The organism is Micromonospora vulcania, from assembly GCF_042658605.1.
Lineage (GTDB): Bacteria > Actinomycetota > Actinomycetes > Mycobacteriales > Micromonosporaceae > Micromonospora > Micromonospora vulcania.
On the sequence record NZ_JBHSQS010000009.1, the window covers coordinates 111,720 to 127,660 of the forward strand.

Consider the following 15,941-nt stretch of genomic DNA (forward strand, 5'->3'; position numbering starts at 1 on the left):
TCAGATCGTCCTCTCCAACACCACCAGGGAACGGTCCGGCACCCGGATGGTGCCGCCCGCGCTGATCACCGTGACGTCGTCCGGTTCCGGTTCGGCGGTGCCGATCACCCGTTCCCACTTCTGGCCGTACTCGCTGCCGGGCAGGGTGAAGTCCAGCGGCGCGTCGTGGGCGTTGAAGCAGAGCAGGAACGAGGCGTCGTGGTGGCGCTGGCCGTACTGGCCGCGTTCGGGGATGCCCTCGCCGTTGACGAAGAGCGCCACCGAGCGGCCGAAGTCGTTGCCCCAGTCGTCGCCGGTCATCTCCCGCCCGTCCGGGGTGTACCAGGCCAGGTCCGGCAGCGGGGCGTCGATCTCGCGCCCGCCGACCGGCAGGCCGGTGAAGAAGCGGCGGCGGCGGAACACCTGGTGCCGGGCCCGGAACGCGGTCAGCGTACGGACGAACTCCAGCAACTGGGAGTCGGCGTTCTCCCAGTCGACCCAGGCCAGCTCGGAGTCCTGGCAGTAGGCGTTGTTGTTGCCCCGCTGGGTGCGGCCCAGCTCGTCGCCGTGGCCGATCATCGGTACGCCCTGCGACAGCATCAGGGTGGCCAGGAAGTTACGCCGCTGCTTGGCGCGCAGGGCGAGCACCGCCTCGTCGGTGGTGTCGCCCTCGACACCCGAGTTCCAGGACCGGTTGTGGCTCTCCCCGTCCCGGTTCTCCTCGCCGTTGGCCTCGTTGTGCTTGTCGTTGTACGACACCAGGTCGTTGAGCGTGAACCCGTCGTGGCAGGTGACGAAGTTGATGCTGTGGAACGGCCGGCGGCCGTCGTCCTGGTAGAGGTCGGCCGAGCCGGAGATCCGGGACGCGAACTCGGCGAGGGTGGCCGGCTCGCCGCGCCAGAAGTCCCGCACGGTGTCCCGGTACTTGCCGTTCCACTCGGTCCACACCGGCGGGAAGTTGCCCACCTGGTAGCCGCCGGGGCCGACGTCCCACGGCTCGGCGATCAGCTTGACCTGGCTGACCACCGGGTCCTGCTGCACCACCTCGAAGAAGGTGGAGAGCCGGTCGACCTCGTAGAACTCGCGGGCCAGGGTGGCGGCCAGGTCGAAGCGGAAGCCGTCGACGTGCATCTCCTGCACCCAGTAGCGCAGCGAATCCATGATCAGTTGCAGGCTGTGCGGGCTGCGGACGTTGAGGCTGTTACCGGTGCCGGTGTAGTCGACGAAGTAGCGGCGGTCCTCCTCGCTGAGCCGGTAGTAGCTGGGCGCGTCCACGCCCTTGAAGCTCAGCGACGGGCCGAGGTGGTTGCCCTCGGCGGTGTGGTTGTAGACCACGTCGAGGATGACCTCGATGCCGGCCTTGTGCAGCGCCTTGACCATGCCCCGGAACTCCTGCACCTGCTGCCCCAGGCGGCCCAGCGCCGAGTAGCCGTGGTGCGGTGCGAAGAAGCCGATCGTGTTGTAGCCCCAGTAGTTGCGCAGCCCCAGATCGACCAGCCGGTTGTCGTGGATGAACTGGTGCACCGGCATCAGCTCGATCGCGGTCACCCCGAGCCTGGTCAGATACTCGATCATCGGCGGGGAGGCGATGGCCGCGTACGTGCCGCGCAGCTCCTCCGGGATGTCCGGGTGCCGCATCGTCAGCCCGCGTACGTGCGCCTCGTAGATCACCGAGTGGTGGTACGGCGTACGCGGTGGCTTGTCGTTGCCCCAGTCGAAGTACGGGTTGACCACCACCGACTTCGGCATGAACGGCGCCGAGTCGGTCTCCGACATCCGCTCCGGGTGCTCCAGGTCGTAGTCGTAGACCGCCGGGTTCCACGTCACGTCGTCGTCGATCGCCTTCGCGTACGGGTCGATCAGCAGCTTGTGCGGGTTGCAGCGCAGCCCGTTCGCCTGGTCGTACGGCCCGTACACCCGGTAGCCGTAGCGCTGCCCCGGCTCGATGCCCGGCAGGTACGCGTGCCAGACGTACGCGTCCACCTCGCGCAGCTCGACCCGCCGCTCGGCGCCGGTGTCCCACTCGTCGAAGAGGCACAGCTCGATCCGCTCCGCGACCTCGGAAAAGATCGCGAAGTTGGTGCCCATCCCGTCGTAGGTGGCGCCCAGGGGGTACCGCTCACCCGGCCAGACCTGCATGTCGCTCCTTCAGCCGCCCGTACGTGCGCCGGAATGTGCCCGCCGCCCCGGCGCGCCAATCCATACTTTCAGGTGGTGACCGGAATCCACCCGTCTGATGCCCGCTACGCCGATCGGGTGTCCTCCGTCACGATGCGCCTTTTCGAGATGCGTTATCGGGCTCGATGCCTTTTGCTTGTTCGGGGACACGCGCCCACGCGTGACTCCACTCGGCCCTCGGCCACCCCTTCCACTCTCGTTCTGCCGCCACTGACGCCGGCGCGTTCCACCATGCATGGACGGAGATTGATGTGACGACCCTGCGGGTCGGCGAGCAGATCGCTACCACCACGGACCGGGCCCACCGGCCCACCCTGACCTCCCGGCCCCAGCTCCCGGCGCACCCCGGGTCGGGCGTCCCGCCGCAGACCCGCCGCATCCTGATGCTCTCCTGGGAGTACCCGCCGGTGCTCGTCGGCGGCCTCGGCCGACACGTCCACGCCCTCTCCGTCGCACTCGCCGCCGCCGGCCACGACGTCACCGTCGTCACCCGCCACGCCGACGGCGCACCCCTGGAGGAATACGCCGACGGCGTCCGCATCCTGCGCGCACCCGAAGACCCCGTCACCTTCCCCCTGGCCACCAGCTCCCTGCTGGCCTGGACCATGGCCTTCAACCACACCCTCACCCGCACCGCCCTACGCGCCACCCAGGCCGGCTCGTACGACGTCATCCACGCCCACGACTGGCTCGTCGCCCACACTGCGATGACGTTGCGCGACCACCTGGACATCCCGCTGGTGAGCACCATCCACGCCACCGAGGCCGGTCGGCACCAGGGCTGGCTGCCCGAGGAGATGAACCGCACCATCCACGGCGTCGAGCAGTGGCTCAGCAGCGAGTCGGGCCGGGTGATCGTCTGCTCCGGCTACATGCGTGACGAGGTGACCGCGCTGTTCGACGTACCGGCCGGCCGCGTCGACGTGGTGGCCAACGGCGTGGAGCCGCACCGCTGGCAGGTGCCGGCGAGCGCGGTGCGCGCCGCCCGGGCCCGGTTCGCCGGGACCGGCCCGCTGGTCACCTTCGCCGGCCGCCTGGTGTACGAGAAGGGCGTGCAGCACCTCATCGCCGGGCTCCCCCGGCTGCGGGAGCGGCACCCCGGGCTGCGCGCGGTGATCGCCGGCGACGGCCCGTACCGCGCCGAGTTGGAGGCCGAGGTGCACCGCCGCGGCCTGGGCGGCATGGTCACCATGCCGGGCTTCCTGGGCGGCAACGACCTGCCGGCGCTGATGGCCGCCTCGGACTGCTTCGCGGTGCCGAGCATCTACGAGCCGTTCGGCATGGTGGCCCTGGAGGGTGCCGCGGCGGGCGCACCCCTCGCGGTGGCCGCCACGGGTGGCCTCGCGGAGATCGTCGAGCCCGGCGTGACCGGCATGACCTTCCGCCCGCACGACCCGGACGGGCTGGCCGAGGCCGTGCACGAGCTGCTGTCCGACCCCGCACGCGCCCGGACGCTCGCCCGTCGGGCCCGCCGGATGGTGCACGAGCAGTACGGCTGGTCGGCGATCGCCCAGCGCACCGCCGCCAGCTACGCCACCGCCATCGCCACCGACGCCGCGTTCACCGCCGAGCGGGCCGAACGGCGGATGTCCCAGGGCCGTACCCTGCCCGCCCTCCCGGAAGGCAACCTGCTAGCGGCAGCCGGCCTCCGCTGAGGTGTAAGGAAGGGCACCTTGTTAACGCCTGCGGTAGAGGAAGGGTCCCCTGCTAACGACCGAACGACCGCGCGACCTGACGACCGCGCGACCGCGTCTCGCTGCCCCACCCCCTGCCAGAATGTGCGGATGTCTCAACCTGTCGACGCCCTGGACGCCACCTTTCCGGTTGCCGCCTCGATCGCGCTGGACCTGATCTCGCGCGACGAGGTGGCCGCACAGTGGTCGAGCCCGAGCGCCCTGCCGCACCTGTCCATCGGCGGCCTCGCGTGCCACCTCGGACGCCAGGCGGTCCGTGCGGCCGAGCTGCTGCCGGCGCCCACCGACCTGCCCACGCTGGAGTCGGCGGACAGCCACTACGAGCGGGCCGCCTGGGTCACCGAGGGCACCCCAGATGAGGACGAGGTCGCCAAGGGCTCGGACGAGGCCGACGCGGCAGGCGGACCAGCGGACCTGCGCGCCCGTTCCGCCCTGGCGCTGCAGCAGGTCACCGACCTGCTGACGCGAGGAGCCGCCCGCGAGGTCGTACCGATTCCGTGGCAGGGCTGGGCGCTGCGACGCGGTGACTTCCTGCTCACGCGCCAACTGGAGATCGTCGTACACACCGACGACCTCGCGGTGAGCCTCGGCGTACCCACTCCGGTGTTTCCGGCGGAGGTCTTCGACCCCGTACGCGACCTGCTGGTACGCCTGGCCGTCCGCCGCCGTGGTCAGTCCGCGCTGATCAGCGTGCTGAGCCGGAGCGAGCGGTCGAAGGACATCTCCGCCTTCTGAGGCACCACCCCGGCACGCGGTGCCACCGCATGGACGGGCGGGAAACGCCGCACCGGACGGGCAGGAAACGCCGCACCGGACGGGCAGGAAAGCCGCACCGGACGGACGGGAAACGCCGCACGGGACGGGCGGGAAAGCCGGCAGGCCGTCGACCCGGATCGGGTCGACGGCCTGCGGGGTGGTGCGAGGGAGCGGAGGCTCAGCGCTCGTTGAACGGGACGTAGGCCCGCTCGGCGGAGCCGACGTAGATCTGCCGCGGACGGCCGATCTTGGTCTCCGGGTCGCTGATCATCTCGCGCCACTGGGCGATCCAGCCGGGGAGCCGGCCGAGCGCGAAGAGCACGGTGAACATCTTCGTCGGGAAGCCCATGGCCTTGTAGATCAGGCCGGTGTAGAAGTCCACGTTCGGGTAGAGCCGACGGGAGACGAAGAAGTCGTCGGCGAGCGCGATCTCCTCCAGCTCCATAGCGATGTCCAGCAGCGGGTCCGGCTTGGCCATCCGGCCCAGCACGTCCTGCGCGGCCTTCTTGACGATCGCCGCCCGCGGGTCGTAGTTCTTGTAGACCCGGTGGCCGAAGCCCATCAGCTTGACGCCGTCCTCCTTGTTCTTGACCTTGCGGACGAAGGAGCGGACGTCGTCGTCACCGGCGTGGATCTGCTGGAGCATCTCCAGCACCGCCTGGTTGGCGCCGCCGTGCAGCGGGCCGAACAGCGCGTTCACACCGGCGGAGACCGAGGCGAACAGGTTGGCGTTGCTGGAGCCGACCAGGCGCACGGTCGAGGTGGAGCAGTTCTGCTCGTGGTCGGCGTGCAGGACGAAGAGCATGTCCAGCACCTTCGACATCACCGGGTCGACCTCGTACGGCTCTGCCGGCACGCCGAAGGTCATCCGCAGCAGGTTGTCCACGTACCCCAGCGAGTTGTCCGGGTACAGCAGCGGCTGCCCGATGGACTTCTTGTAGGCGTACGACGCGATGGTCGGGACCTTCGCCATCAGCCGGACCGTGGAGATCTCCACGTGCTCGGAGTCGAACGGGTCCAGGCTGTCCTGGTAGAAGGTGGAGAGGGCGCTGACCGCCGAGGAGAGCACGGCCATCGGGTGGGCGTCCCGGGGGAAGCCGTCGAAGAAGCGGCGCATCTCCTCGTGCAGCAGCGAGTGCCGCCGGATCCACTCGGTGAACTCGGTCAGCTGCTGCTCGGTCGGCAGCTCACCGTAGATGAGCAGGTAGGAGACCTCCAGGAAGGAGGACTTCTCGGCCAGCTGCTCGATCGGGTATCCCCGGTAACGCAGGATCCCCGCGTCGCCGTCGATGTAGGTGATCGCGGACGACGCCGCAGCGGTGTTGACGAAACCGGGATCGTAGGTGGTCATCCCGGTTTCTTTCAGCAGCTTGCTGACCCCGATACCGGCGGGGCCCTCGACCGCGGGGTGCACCGGCATCGACAGCTGCCCACCGGGGTGATCGAGCTTGACTTCCGTCATGTGGTTCCTCGCTTCGCCGGCAGATCTACGTTGAATTGCCTTCGCTTCTACCGTAATTGCGGCGCGGGGGACACCGCCCGCCGTGGTTCCGGGGTGAGGTATGCGTCACGCCGAGGAGAAGCAGACGTTCAGGAGAGCGTGAGTTGGCGCAGCGTACCGTCCGCCGCGACCTGGTAGACGTCCAGCTGGTTGTTGCCGGCGCGGAACAGTTGGTCGTCGGTGAGCAGGGCGGCGAAGCGACGCCCACCGGCGTCGGCCGGCACCACCGGGACCACCGCACCGATCCGTCCGTTGACCGCCACCGCCAGCAGCGTGCCGTCCGGTATCCGGGACGGCACGTCACCCCAGACGAGGGCCGGAAGGGTGCCGGTGTCCGGATCCATCGAGCGGAACGCGGCCAGGTCCGCCACGGTGACGGTACCCCCGGTCGGGCCGGCGCGGACCTCGGTGCCGACCAGCGGGTGCGGCGACGGCAGCGGTGGCGGCGTGGGCACGCCGCCGGGAAAGGTGACCGGTTCGCCGGGCCGGTCGTAGAAGTGCTTGGTGCCATCGGTACGCGGGGCCTGCCGCGCCGAGCGGCCGTCCACCCGCCAGGGCAGCCGTACGCCGGCCTCGTCGGCGACCGTCGGCAGCAGGTCGACGTGCTCCCAGTTGCGGTCGTCCACCCGGCCGGTCTGCTGCCCGGGTTCCTTGACGAACATCGGCACCCACGCCACCTCACCGGCGGCTGCCTTGATCGAGTCCATCCCCCGGCCCTGGGCGCCCGCTCGGAAGCTCACCCCGTGATCAGCGGTCACCACCACGAGCGCCTTGTCGTAGAGGCCGCTGGCGCGCAGCGTGCGCAGCGTCTCGCCGATCAGCCGGTCGGTGTAGCCGAGCTGGGCGAGGTGCCGCTGGCGGGCCAGCTCGATCCAGCCGGCGCCGTCGTTGGGCAGGTCCTCGGGGGCGTCGTAGCGGGCGCCGGACGGCAGGTACGCCCACGGTGAGTGCGGCATCAGCAGGTGCAGGAAGTGCAGGGCGGGCCGGGGTGCCGGTTTGAGCCCGGCCAGGAAGCTGGTGAACCGGGCCGGCTGGTTGTCGTCCAGGCTGTCCCAGCGGAACTTCGGGTCCGCCGGCACCGGCTCGGCGGCGTCCAGGCCGGCCTCGGCCCGGGTCTGCTCCCGGTAGGAGTCCTCCGGGTCGACCCGGGTCGGTGTCGGCCCGGCGACCTGGCCGAACAGCTTGCCGGTCTCCCGGACCAGCACACCGAGCCCCTGTTCCGGGCTGGCCGGCTGCTCGCAGCGGCTGGGCGGGCAGAGTCGGGTGATGCTCTCCTGGGCCTGGATTTCGTACAGGCCGCCGAAGGCGGTGAACAGGTTGTCCGGGTACTGCGAGTAGTGCGGCGCGACCGACCGCGCCGGGTAGCGGCCGGTCAGCATCGCGGGCAGCGCGTTGGGGGTCCAGCCGCTGACGCCGGTGGCGTTGCGGTACCAGGTCGACGCGCCGGCCAGCTCGGCGAAGTGCGGGAACCGGGTCGCGTCGATCCGGCCGTCGGTGCCGAGCAGGCTGACCAGCGGCAGCTCGTCGAGGATCAGCATGACGACCGGCGGGTGCACGCCCCCACCCTGCGCGGTGCCGGCCGCGCCGCCGTCGCCGCGCGGCAGCACCACCGCCGAGGTGGGCGAGACGAACAGGAAGAGCACGACGAAGACCACCGGCCCGGCGGCGGCCAGCCGCAGCACGCGGCCCGGCGCCCGCCACCGCCGGTGTGCGACCGCGCCGGCCGCGCCGACCAGCAGGGCGACAACCAGCAGGGGTACGCCCCGAAGTGGCGTCGCGTGCCGGCCCACCTGCACGGCCAGCGCGGCCAGCAGCAGCCCGACCAGCACGGTGTGGGTGAGCGCGCGGGCGGTCCGGCCGGCGAGCCGGCTGAGTGGGCCGAGCAGCGCCACCGGCACGGTGGGCAGCACCGCCACCAGGGCGACCAGCAGCAGAATCTGGCCCGGGTCGGCGCGGTGGAAGAGGAAGAAGTCGGGGCTGCGGCCGAGTACGTCCAGCAGCGGCTGGGTGACCACCAGCCCGATCAGGGCCACCACCTCCAGCAGCCGGCCCACCTCCCCGCGCCAGCCCCGGTCCCACCGACCGGCCTCCCGTTCAGCCACCCACGACCGTCCGGTACAGCGTGCGGGTGCCCGAGGGCAGCTCCAGCCTCTCGGCGATCCGGCCCCGGGCGGCGAGCAGCCGCTCGAAGGTGTCGCGCCGGTAGTCCGGAAAGAGGCCCTCCGGCTTGTTGGCCAGCAGCCGGCGGGCCATCGGGTCCTGGGGGTGGACGAACTCCACCACCACCGTGCCGCCCGGCGCGGTCAGCCCGACCAGCCAGTCGATCACCTCCGGCAGCGGTACGTTGCGCCCGATCGCCAGGTGGTGCACCACGGCCAGGGCGAGTACGGCGTCGGCGTCGGCCCGTGCGGCGAAGCTGGCCCGCTCGACGCCCCGCCAGCCGCCGCCGGGCGACGGGTCGGCCAGGTCCAGCACCAGCGGCAGGATCCGCCGTTGCCCCTCAGCCTTGAGCGCCCGGTACAGCTCGTCGACCACCGCCGGGTCCTGCTCGACGGCCACCACGTAGTCGGCGTGCTCGGCGGCCAGCCGCGCGTACCGGCCGTCGTTGGCGCCGAGGTCGAGCACCAGGCGGGGCCGGGAGCCGGCGGTCAGTGCGGCGGCGACGAACTGCTCCTTGGCCGCCCGGTCCTGTGCCGAGTAGCCGCAGGTGCGTTGGTAGTCCGACCAGTGGCTGACCGGCGGGCGGCGGTCCAGCTTGCGGACCAGCCTCTCGATGCCGCGTACGGTGGCCAGCACCAGCTCCCGGGTGAAGCCGGCGGCCCGCAGTTGGGCCCGCGTGTCGGTGGTGCTGGCGGCAGCGTTGCGCTGCTGCATCGCGCCGTGCAGGTGCAGGTGGGTGAGGACGCCGGGGCGCAGCCGGCGGGCGCCGCCGAAGAGCGGGCGGAGCTGGTCGGCCTCGATGCCGTCCACCCGGGCGCGCAGCCAGGGCTGGAAGTCCACGCCCAGGTGGGCGGTGAGCAGCAGCGGGTAGAGCACGGTCTGGCAGAACTGCTGGTAGCCGGCCCACGGTTCACCGTCGCGTACCGGCTCGAACGACCCGATGTCGATGAAGACCGGGTCGGCCCCGCGCCACTGCAGGTTGTAGGCCGAGCCGTCCTTGGTGGTGAAGCCGTCGGCCAGCGCGGTACGCAGGATCTCCAGGTGCAGCAGCGCGGCGTCGCGCAGCATGGTGAAGGACCACTCGTACGGGTGGGACACGAAGGGGATGCGCTCGTGACGGAGCACCGCCGCCCAGGGCGCGCCGGCCTCGGCAGGCACCAGCGTCGACGGTGCGTCCTCGGTGGCGCAGACCTTGCCCGCGGCGACCAGCGCCGGGAAGAACGGGCTGACCGACAGCGTCCGCCAGTGCCCGGCGGCCTGCTCGTCCAGCCCGCGCAGCACCTCGTCGCCCACGTGGAAGACCTGGTTGGCGGGGTCGCGGAAGGAGGCCGGCTCGGGCCGTACCCCCGGGGGTGAGATCGCCATCGCCGGGTCCGGCCGGTTCACCGCTGGTCGGTGGGCTGGCGGCGGAACCGGTCGACCAGACGCCGCCAGTAGAGCTTGGCGGCGACCGCGACGCCGGCCACCCCGCCGACGACCGCCTGCACGATCAGGCTGCCCGATCCCGCGTCCAGGTAGGCCAGATGGATCACCGATCGCTCCTTCCCCTCGCCGTCTCGACGCCGGCGTCCCGGGTGCGTAGCGATGAGGCTTTTGACCCAGAAAGCCGGACTTGTCTGCCACCGTACGCCGATCGCCCGTCCCGCACGGGGCACATCGACGCATCGGCCCGAGCGACCGGAACGAACCGCAAGGCACCGCCACCAGCGTCACCACGTCGGTACGCTGCGCACGTGCGCTGGGTGGTGGTCGACGTACCGCTGGACTCCTCCGGGGCGGCCCGCGGCGAGGAGCGGGCGCCCGCCGCGCTGCGTCGTGCCGGCCTGCTGACCGCGCTGCCCGCCGACGACGGCGGCCGGGTGGACGAGGCACTGTTGCGCGACCCGGCACGGGCCGCGCAGAGCGGAGTGATCGACCCCGCCGGCCTGCGCCGGGCCGGTGCCGCCATCACCGCCCGGACCGCCGCGCTGGTCACCGGTGGCCGTCGGCCGCTGATGCTCGGCGGGGACTGCGCCATCCTGCCCGGCATCTGCCGCGCGCTGCCGCCGACAACGGAGCTGTGGTTCGTCGACGCTCACCCGGACTTCCTCGACGGCGCGACCTCACCGACCGGCGAGGCCGCCGACATGGACCTCTCGGTGGTCACCGGGCACGGCCCGGCCGCCGCGATCGGGCAGGACGGCGCACTGCTCGACCCCGGCCGGGTCCATCTGCTCGGGCACCGCCCGTCGGACGATGAGAGTGGCCGGATCGAGGTGGCCCGGATCGACCCGGCGGTCCAGCAACTGCCCGCCGCCGAGTTGCTGCGCCGGGGCGCCGCGACGGTCGGGGCAGGCCTGGCCGCCGCTGGCGACGGGCCGGCCTGGCTGCACCTCGACCTGGACGCGGTGGACCCCCGCGACCTGCCGGCGGTGACCTATCCCGAGCCCGACGGTCTGCGCTGGCCCGACCTGATCGCCCTGATCGGCCCGCTGGCCCGCGCCGACCGACTGCTCGGCATGAGCGTCACCGACCTGAACGCCGACGAGGACCCGGACGGACGCCACGCGCGACGGGTCGTCGAGGTCCTCGCGGAGGTGCTGGACCCGACCGGAAGATAGGCCACCACGAGGTGAAATTAAGAAAGTTAAGATCTACCTCTTGAAAGTTAAGGTTCCGGCGCGTACAAATTTAGACATGACAGAGCAGGCGATGGACTGGCAGGAACTCACGAACCTGACCCGGGGCCAGCCGTTCGTCGTCGAGCGGGTGCGTCTCGCCGGCAGCGGCGTCGCGATCGAGGGTGAGTTCGAGCTACCGCAACTGGCTCAGCTCAACGTCGAGGACCAGGTCTTCGTCACGGCGTTCGTGCGGTGCCACGGCTCCATCAAGGAGATGGAGCGGATCTTCGGGGTGAGCTACCCGACGATCAAGTCACGGCTCAACCGGATCACGCAGATGCTCGACTTCGTCGAGACCGATCCGGCACCGCCCCGCGCCGACACGATCGGTCGGTTGCGCCGTGGCGAGATCACCGCGCAGCAGGCGCTGGCCGAATTGGACGGTCGAGGGTGATGCCGCAGTTGGTGACCGTACGGGTCAAGCGCCCAGACCGTCGTCCCATCCGGGTCTGGGTCCCGGTCCTGCCCGTGGTGCTGCTGCTCGCACCGATCGTCGTCCTGGTCGTGCTGGCCGCGATCGTGGCCTGCCTCGTGTTCCACATCGGAGTGGCGCGGGCGCTCGGCACCACCTGGCGTGTCATCTCGGCGCTACCCGGCGCCCGGTTCGACATCGAGCAGGGCCGCACGGCCGTGCTCGTCAGTGTTCGATAGGAGAGGTTGCAATGACCGAACAGCGCAAGGACATCCTCGACATGCTGGCCGAGGGCAAGATCACCGCGGAGGAGGCGGAGCAGCTGATCGCCGCGCTCGAACGGGACCAGCCGACGGCGGCGTCGAGCCTCGACGCCCGACCGAAGGGCAAGGTGAAGTACCTGCGGGTGCTGGTGGACGCCGTCGACAACGGCGAGCCGTCGCGGGTCAACGTACGGGTGCCGCTGCAACTGCTGCGGGCCGGTGTGCGGCTCACCGCCCTGATCCCGCCGCAGGCACTGGGCAAGGCCACCGACGAGATGAACAAGTCGGGCGTGCCGTTCGACCTGACCCAGCTCAAGCCCGAACAGCTCGAGGCGCTCGTGGAGCACCTCGACGAGATGACCGTGGAGGTCGACTCACCCGATGCCAAGGTGCGGGTCTTCTGCGAGTAGGGCGCCGTCCAGATGGACGGACCCCCGAGAGGGTGCTGGAACACCCTCCCGAGGTCGCGCCCGAAACCGCAGAGCGCGGTTGAACTGCGAATCTGAAGTCTAGCCATTTCTCGGCGCACAGCGAGGGGCCACCCGGACGGGTGGCCCCTCGCCACGCGTGGCCTGCCCCTGCCGCGTACTCCGGACGAAGCGCGGGCTATGCGTCAGCTGTGGGGTTGGGCAGCCGGACGGAGAACACCGTTCGGCCCGGCCGGCTGTCCACCGTGACCGTGCCGTGGTGCGCCTCCACCACCGCCGCCACGATGGCCAGGCCCAGGCCGGTGCTGCCGTGCGCCCGGGACCGGGAGCTGTCGCCGCGAGCGAACCGCTCGAACAACTCGGGTTGCAGGTCCGCCGGCACCCCGGGCCCGTCGTCGGCGACGGTGAGCAGGGCGGTGCCGCCGTCGACGGTCAGGGTGGTGGTCACCGCCGTGCCGGGCGGGGTGTGCACCCGGGCGTTGGCCAGCAGGTTCGCCACCACCTGATGCAGTCGGGCGGCGTCGCCGGGCACCCGGATCACCACCTCGGGCAGGTCGAGGTGCCAGCGGTGTTCGGGGCCGGCCACGTGCGCGTCGCTGACGGCGTCCACCACGAGGGCGGACAGGTCGACCGGCTCGACCGCGAGCGGACGACCGGAGTCCAGCCGGGCCAGCAGCAGCAGGTCGTCGACGAGGCTGGTCATCCGGGTGCTCTCGGACTCCACCCGGCGCAGCGCGTGCGCCACGTCGGCGGGGACCTCGTCGCGGCCACGCCGGGCCACCTCGGCGTACCCGCGGATCGCGGCCAGCGGCGTACGCAGCTCGTGGCTGGCGTCGGCGACGAACTGGCGTACCCGCGTCTCGCTGGCCTGCCGGGCGGCGAGCGCGTCGGCGACGTGGCCGAGCATCCGGTTCAGCGCCGCGCCGACCTGACCGACCTCGGTACGCGGATCGGTGTCGGCGGCCGGTACGCGGACGGCGAGCGCCACCTCGCCACGGTCCAGCGGCAGTTCGGTGACGCGGGTGGCGGTGGCGGCGACCCGGTTCAGCGGTCGCAGCGTGGCCCGGACGATCAGCGCGCCGGCGCCACCGGCGATGAGCAGCCCGAGGGCGGCCACCCCGGCCTGTGCGGCGACCATCCACCAGACGGTCTCCTGCACCCCGGACAGCGGCAGTGCGACGACCCGTACCGTGCCGTCCCGGAACTGCTGCCGGGCCACGGCCCGGTAGTCACCGCGGGCGCCGAGGTCGACGGTGCGCGGCGCGGCGTCGACCGGCAGGTCGGCCAGCGCGGCGACCTCGCCGACCGGGACCGGCTCCTCGTCCGGAAAACGGTCCTGACTGGACGGGCTGCGGGTCAGCGTCGAGGCGGCCGTCACCCGGCCGTCGACGACGTCGGCGACCACGGTGCCCGAGGGCGAGCCGGGCGGGATGCCGGGACGGGCGTTCGAGTAGGCCGGTCGACCGGGGCGATCTCCCCACGGCACGGCCGCGGGGGCGAGCTGGTTGTCGAGCCGGTCGATCAGGAATTGCCGCAGCGCCACCGTGGTGAGCCCGCCGATGGCGATGCTGACCAGCGCGAGCAGCGCGACCAGGGCGAACACCAGCCGGGTACGCAGCGATCGGCCGGCCAGCCACCGATGTGCGGCACGGACCGGTCGGCGGCGGGTGCGGTCACTCGGCCGGCTTGAGGACATAACCCGCGCCGCGCAACGTGTGGATCATCGGCGCCCGGCCGGCGTCGATCTTCTTGCGCAGGTACGAGATGTAGAGCTCCACCACGTTGGCCTGACCACCGAAGTCGTAGTTCCACACCCGGTCGAGGATCTGCGCCTTGCTGAGCACCCGGCGCGGGTTGCGCATCAGGTAGCGCAACAGCTCGAACTCGGTGGCGGTGAGCGTGATCAGGTGGCCGTCGCGGCGTACCTCGTGGCTGTCCTCGTCGAGGCTCAGGTCGCCGACGGTCAGCACCGCGTCCTCCCGGGCGGCGACCGCGAAGCCGGAGCGGCGCAGCAGCGCGCGCAGCCGGGCGATCACCTCCTCCAGGCTGAACGGCTTGGTGACGTAGTCGTCGCCGCCGACGGTCAAACCGGCGATGCGCTCCTCGACGGCGTCCCGGGCGGTCAGGAAGAGCACCGGCACGGTGGGGGCGTGCTCGCGGAGCCGGCGCAGCACCTGGAAGCCGTCCAGGTCGGGCAGCATCACGTCGAGCACCACGGCGTCCGGCTGGAACTGTCGCGCGGCGCTCACGGCCGTCATGCCGTTGCCGGCGCTGCGGACCTGCCAGCCCTCGTAGCGCAGTGCCATCGACAGCAGGTCGGTGAGCGTCGGTTCGTCGTCGACCACCAGCACCCGGACCGGCTCGCCGTCGGGGCGGCGCAGCTCGATCCGGCCCGGAGCGGTCTGCCCGTCCATGACCATGTCCCCCATCGTGGGCGCGGCACCTGTACCGCGCCTCTGCGACACCTGTGCGCCAGCTGTGCGGCCGGGCCCCGAGCGCACCGCCGGTCAGCCCCGCCCGGGGATCACTCGGACACCCCGAACGGGTCGGTGCGGACGAACCGCATGCTCCACCCGCCCGCGTCGTCCGGCTGATCGCGCTCGTAGAGGTGGTCGGGGCCGGCCTGCACCGGCCCGGTCCCGTCCGGGTGCCGCATGATCCAACGCTGTGGCGGGGCGCCGTCCGGGCCGGCCGGCAACTGCCGGACCAGACCGTTGGCGGGCCCGCCGACGAAGCGTACGGTGACCTCGCTCATCGCGACCCTCTCAGAGTGAGCACGCCGGCACGTTCGGTGACACCGGCTCTGGCTCGCAAGCTACCGCACCCCACCGCCGCGCCGCAGCGCGGTGCTCGGCATCGGCGGATCGCGATCCTTCGCGGTTTGCCCAGCTCGGAGCCGGGGTACCGCGTTCGGATCACCCGCCGCCGGCGGGGCGAGGGCGAGGAGCGGTCGATGCACACGCTGGACGGGCGGTACCGGCTCGAACAGCGCATCGGCGTTGGCGGGATGTCCGAGGTGTGGCGGGCGCACGATCGGGTGCTGGACCGGCCGGTCGCGGTGAAGCTCATCTCGCCCGGCCCGGACGGTCAGCACGGCCCGGTGGAACGGATTCAGGCGGAGGCCCGCTCGGCGGCGTGCCTGGTGCACCCGAACGTGGCGAGCGTGCACGACTTCGGCACCGCCTCGACGTTGCCCGGCCACCGGGTCCCGTACATCGTCATGGAGTTGGCCGAGGGCGAGACGCTCGCCGCGCACCTGCGGGCCGGGCCGCTGGACTGGCGGATCGCGGTCCGGGTGTGCGCGGAGGTCGGCGCCGCGCTGGCCGCCGCGCACGCGCACGACATCGTGCACCGCGACGTGAAGCCGGCCAACGTCATGCTCACTCCACTCGGGGTGAAGGTGCTCGACTTCGGCATCGCCACACCCTCTGGCGCGACGGACCCGATGCCGGACGGGATGCTGGTGGGCACGCCCGCGTACCTGGCGCCCGAGCAGTTGGACGGCGCCCCGGCCACCCCGGCGGCCGACATGTACGCCCTCGGCGTGCTGCTCTACTACTGCCTCACCGGCCGACTGCCGTACCGGGCGGGAAGCACCGCCGAACTGTTGGGCGCGCGCCGCAGCCGGCCGCCGGACCCACTGCCCGAGATCGACGGGCTTCCGCCGGAGGTGGTCGAGCTGTGCCGTTCCTGCCTGGCCACCGACCCGACCCGACGTCCGACCAGCCTGGTCGCCGCGCTGCTGCTGGCCGAGGCCGTGGACGCCCGCGTGTACGTGCCGATGGGGGTGCCCGCGGCGCGCGAGCCGGCCCGCACGTCGCCGTGGTCCGAACGTGCCGCGCGGGAGGCCACCGAGGCGGTGCCGGTGACCGACCGGGCGGACGGACCCTCCGGGCGCTGACCGTACGGC

General features: G+C 71.9%; 15 protein-coding genes. 7 read left to right on the top strand and 8 right to left on the bottom strand.

Annotated features, from left to right (window positions below; translation table 11 throughout):
* Positions 1–2,118 carry a glycogen debranching protein GlgX gene (gene glgX / locus ACFQGL_RS17020; protein ID WP_377512832.1) on the bottom strand — a complete coding sequence of 706 codons (2,118 nt, stop codon included), beginning with the start codon at positions 2,116–2,118 and terminating at the stop codon, positions 1–3.
* Positions 2,119–2,408: 290 nt separating this feature from the next.
* Between glgX and ACFQGL_RS17025 the strand changes: the two genes are divergently transcribed.
* Entirely contained in the window at positions 2,409–3,812 is a 1,404-nt protein-coding gene (locus ACFQGL_RS17025; protein ID WP_377512834.1) for a glycosyltransferase family 4 protein, read from the top strand.
* A 129-nt stretch (positions 3,813–3,941) separates the two neighbouring features.
* Positions 3,942–4,586, top strand: coding sequence for a maleylpyruvate isomerase N-terminal domain-containing protein (locus tag ACFQGL_RS17030; protein WP_377512836.1), 645 nt, complete (start codon positions 3,942–3,944; stop codon positions 4,584–4,586).
* A gap of 199 nt (positions 4,587–4,785) precedes the next feature.
* Here ACFQGL_RS17030 and ACFQGL_RS17035 read toward each other — a convergent pair whose 3' ends face one another.
* The 4 genes from ACFQGL_RS17035 to ACFQGL_RS17050 form a co-directional block, all read right to left on the bottom strand.
* Positions 4,786–6,069 (bottom strand): citrate synthase, encoded by a 1,284-nt coding sequence (locus tag ACFQGL_RS17035; RefSeq protein ID WP_377512838.1) that lies wholly within the window; start codon positions 6,067–6,069, stop codon positions 4,786–4,788.
* 128 nt (positions 6,070–6,197) lie between these two features.
* Positions 6,198–8,210 carry a sulfatase-like hydrolase/transferase gene (locus tag ACFQGL_RS17040; RefSeq protein WP_377512840.1) on the bottom strand — a complete coding sequence of 671 codons (2,013 nt, stop codon included), beginning with the start codon at positions 8,208–8,210 and terminating at the stop codon, positions 6,198–6,200.
* A complete protein-coding gene (locus tag ACFQGL_RS17045) occupies positions 8,203–9,633 on the bottom strand; it encodes a methyltransferase domain-containing protein (RefSeq protein ID WP_377512842.1) in 1,431 nt (476 codons plus the stop codon). Before ACFQGL_RS17045 ends, ACFQGL_RS17040 begins: the two co-directional genes overlap by 8 nt.
* 17 nt (positions 9,634–9,650) lie before the next feature.
* Entirely contained in the window at positions 9,651–9,800 is a 150-nt protein-coding gene (locus ACFQGL_RS17050; protein WP_167517342.1) for a hypothetical protein, read from the bottom strand.
* Between the two features lie 201 nt (positions 9,801–10,001).
* Here ACFQGL_RS17050 and ACFQGL_RS17055 point away from each other — a divergent pair, with 201 nt between their 5' ends.
* The 4 genes from ACFQGL_RS17055 (at position 10,002) to ACFQGL_RS17070 (ending at position 12,013) form a co-directional block, all read left to right on the top strand.
* Positions 10,002–10,868, top strand: a complete 867-nt coding sequence (locus ACFQGL_RS17055; protein WP_377512844.1) for an arginase family protein — start codon at positions 10,002–10,004, stop codon at positions 10,866–10,868.
* A 76-nt stretch (positions 10,869–10,944) separates the two neighbouring features.
* On the top strand, positions 10,945–11,322 hold the full coding sequence (locus ACFQGL_RS17060; protein ID WP_377512846.1) for a DUF2089 domain-containing protein: 378 nt from the start codon (positions 10,945–10,947) through the stop codon (positions 11,320–11,322).
* Positions 11,322–11,579 (top strand): hypothetical protein, encoded by a 258-nt coding sequence (locus ACFQGL_RS17065; RefSeq protein WP_377512848.1) that lies wholly within the window; start codon positions 11,322–11,324, stop codon positions 11,577–11,579. The genes ACFQGL_RS17060 and ACFQGL_RS17065 overlap by 1 nt, the downstream gene beginning before the upstream one ends.
* An 11-nt stretch (positions 11,580–11,590) precedes the next feature.
* Positions 11,591–12,013 (top strand): SHOCT-like domain-containing protein, encoded by a 423-nt coding sequence (locus ACFQGL_RS17070; RefSeq protein WP_377512850.1) that lies wholly within the window; start codon positions 11,591–11,593, stop codon positions 12,011–12,013.
* 196 nt (positions 12,014–12,209) lie between these two features.
* Here the strand turns inward: ACFQGL_RS17070 and ACFQGL_RS17075 are convergent, their stop codons facing one another.
* From ACFQGL_RS17075 to ACFQGL_RS17085, 3 genes are all read right to left on the bottom strand, one after another.
* Positions 12,210–13,664: a sensor histidine kinase gene (locus ACFQGL_RS17075; RefSeq protein ID WP_377513156.1), complete on the bottom strand. Its 1,455-nt coding sequence runs from the start codon at positions 13,662–13,664 to the stop codon at positions 12,210–12,212.
* A 40-nt stretch (positions 13,665–13,704) separates the two neighbouring features.
* Positions 13,705–14,451, bottom strand: a complete 747-nt coding sequence (locus ACFQGL_RS17080; protein WP_377513158.1) for a response regulator transcription factor — start codon at positions 14,449–14,451, stop codon at positions 13,705–13,707.
* Positions 14,452–14,555: 104 nt separating this feature from the next.
* The gene (locus ACFQGL_RS17085) at positions 14,556–14,786 is read right to left on the bottom strand and encodes a hypothetical protein (RefSeq protein WP_377512852.1); all 231 of its coding nucleotides are present in this window, start codon (positions 14,784–14,786) and stop codon (positions 14,556–14,558) included.
* A 198-nt stretch (positions 14,787–14,984) separates the two neighbouring features.
* On the opposite strand from ACFQGL_RS17085, the gene ACFQGL_RS17090 reads away from it, so the two are divergent.
* Positions 14,985–15,932, top strand: a complete 948-nt coding sequence (locus tag ACFQGL_RS17090; RefSeq protein ID WP_377512854.1) for a serine/threonine-protein kinase — start codon at positions 14,985–14,987, stop codon at positions 15,930–15,932.
* Positions 15,933–15,941: the final 9 nt, after the last annotated feature.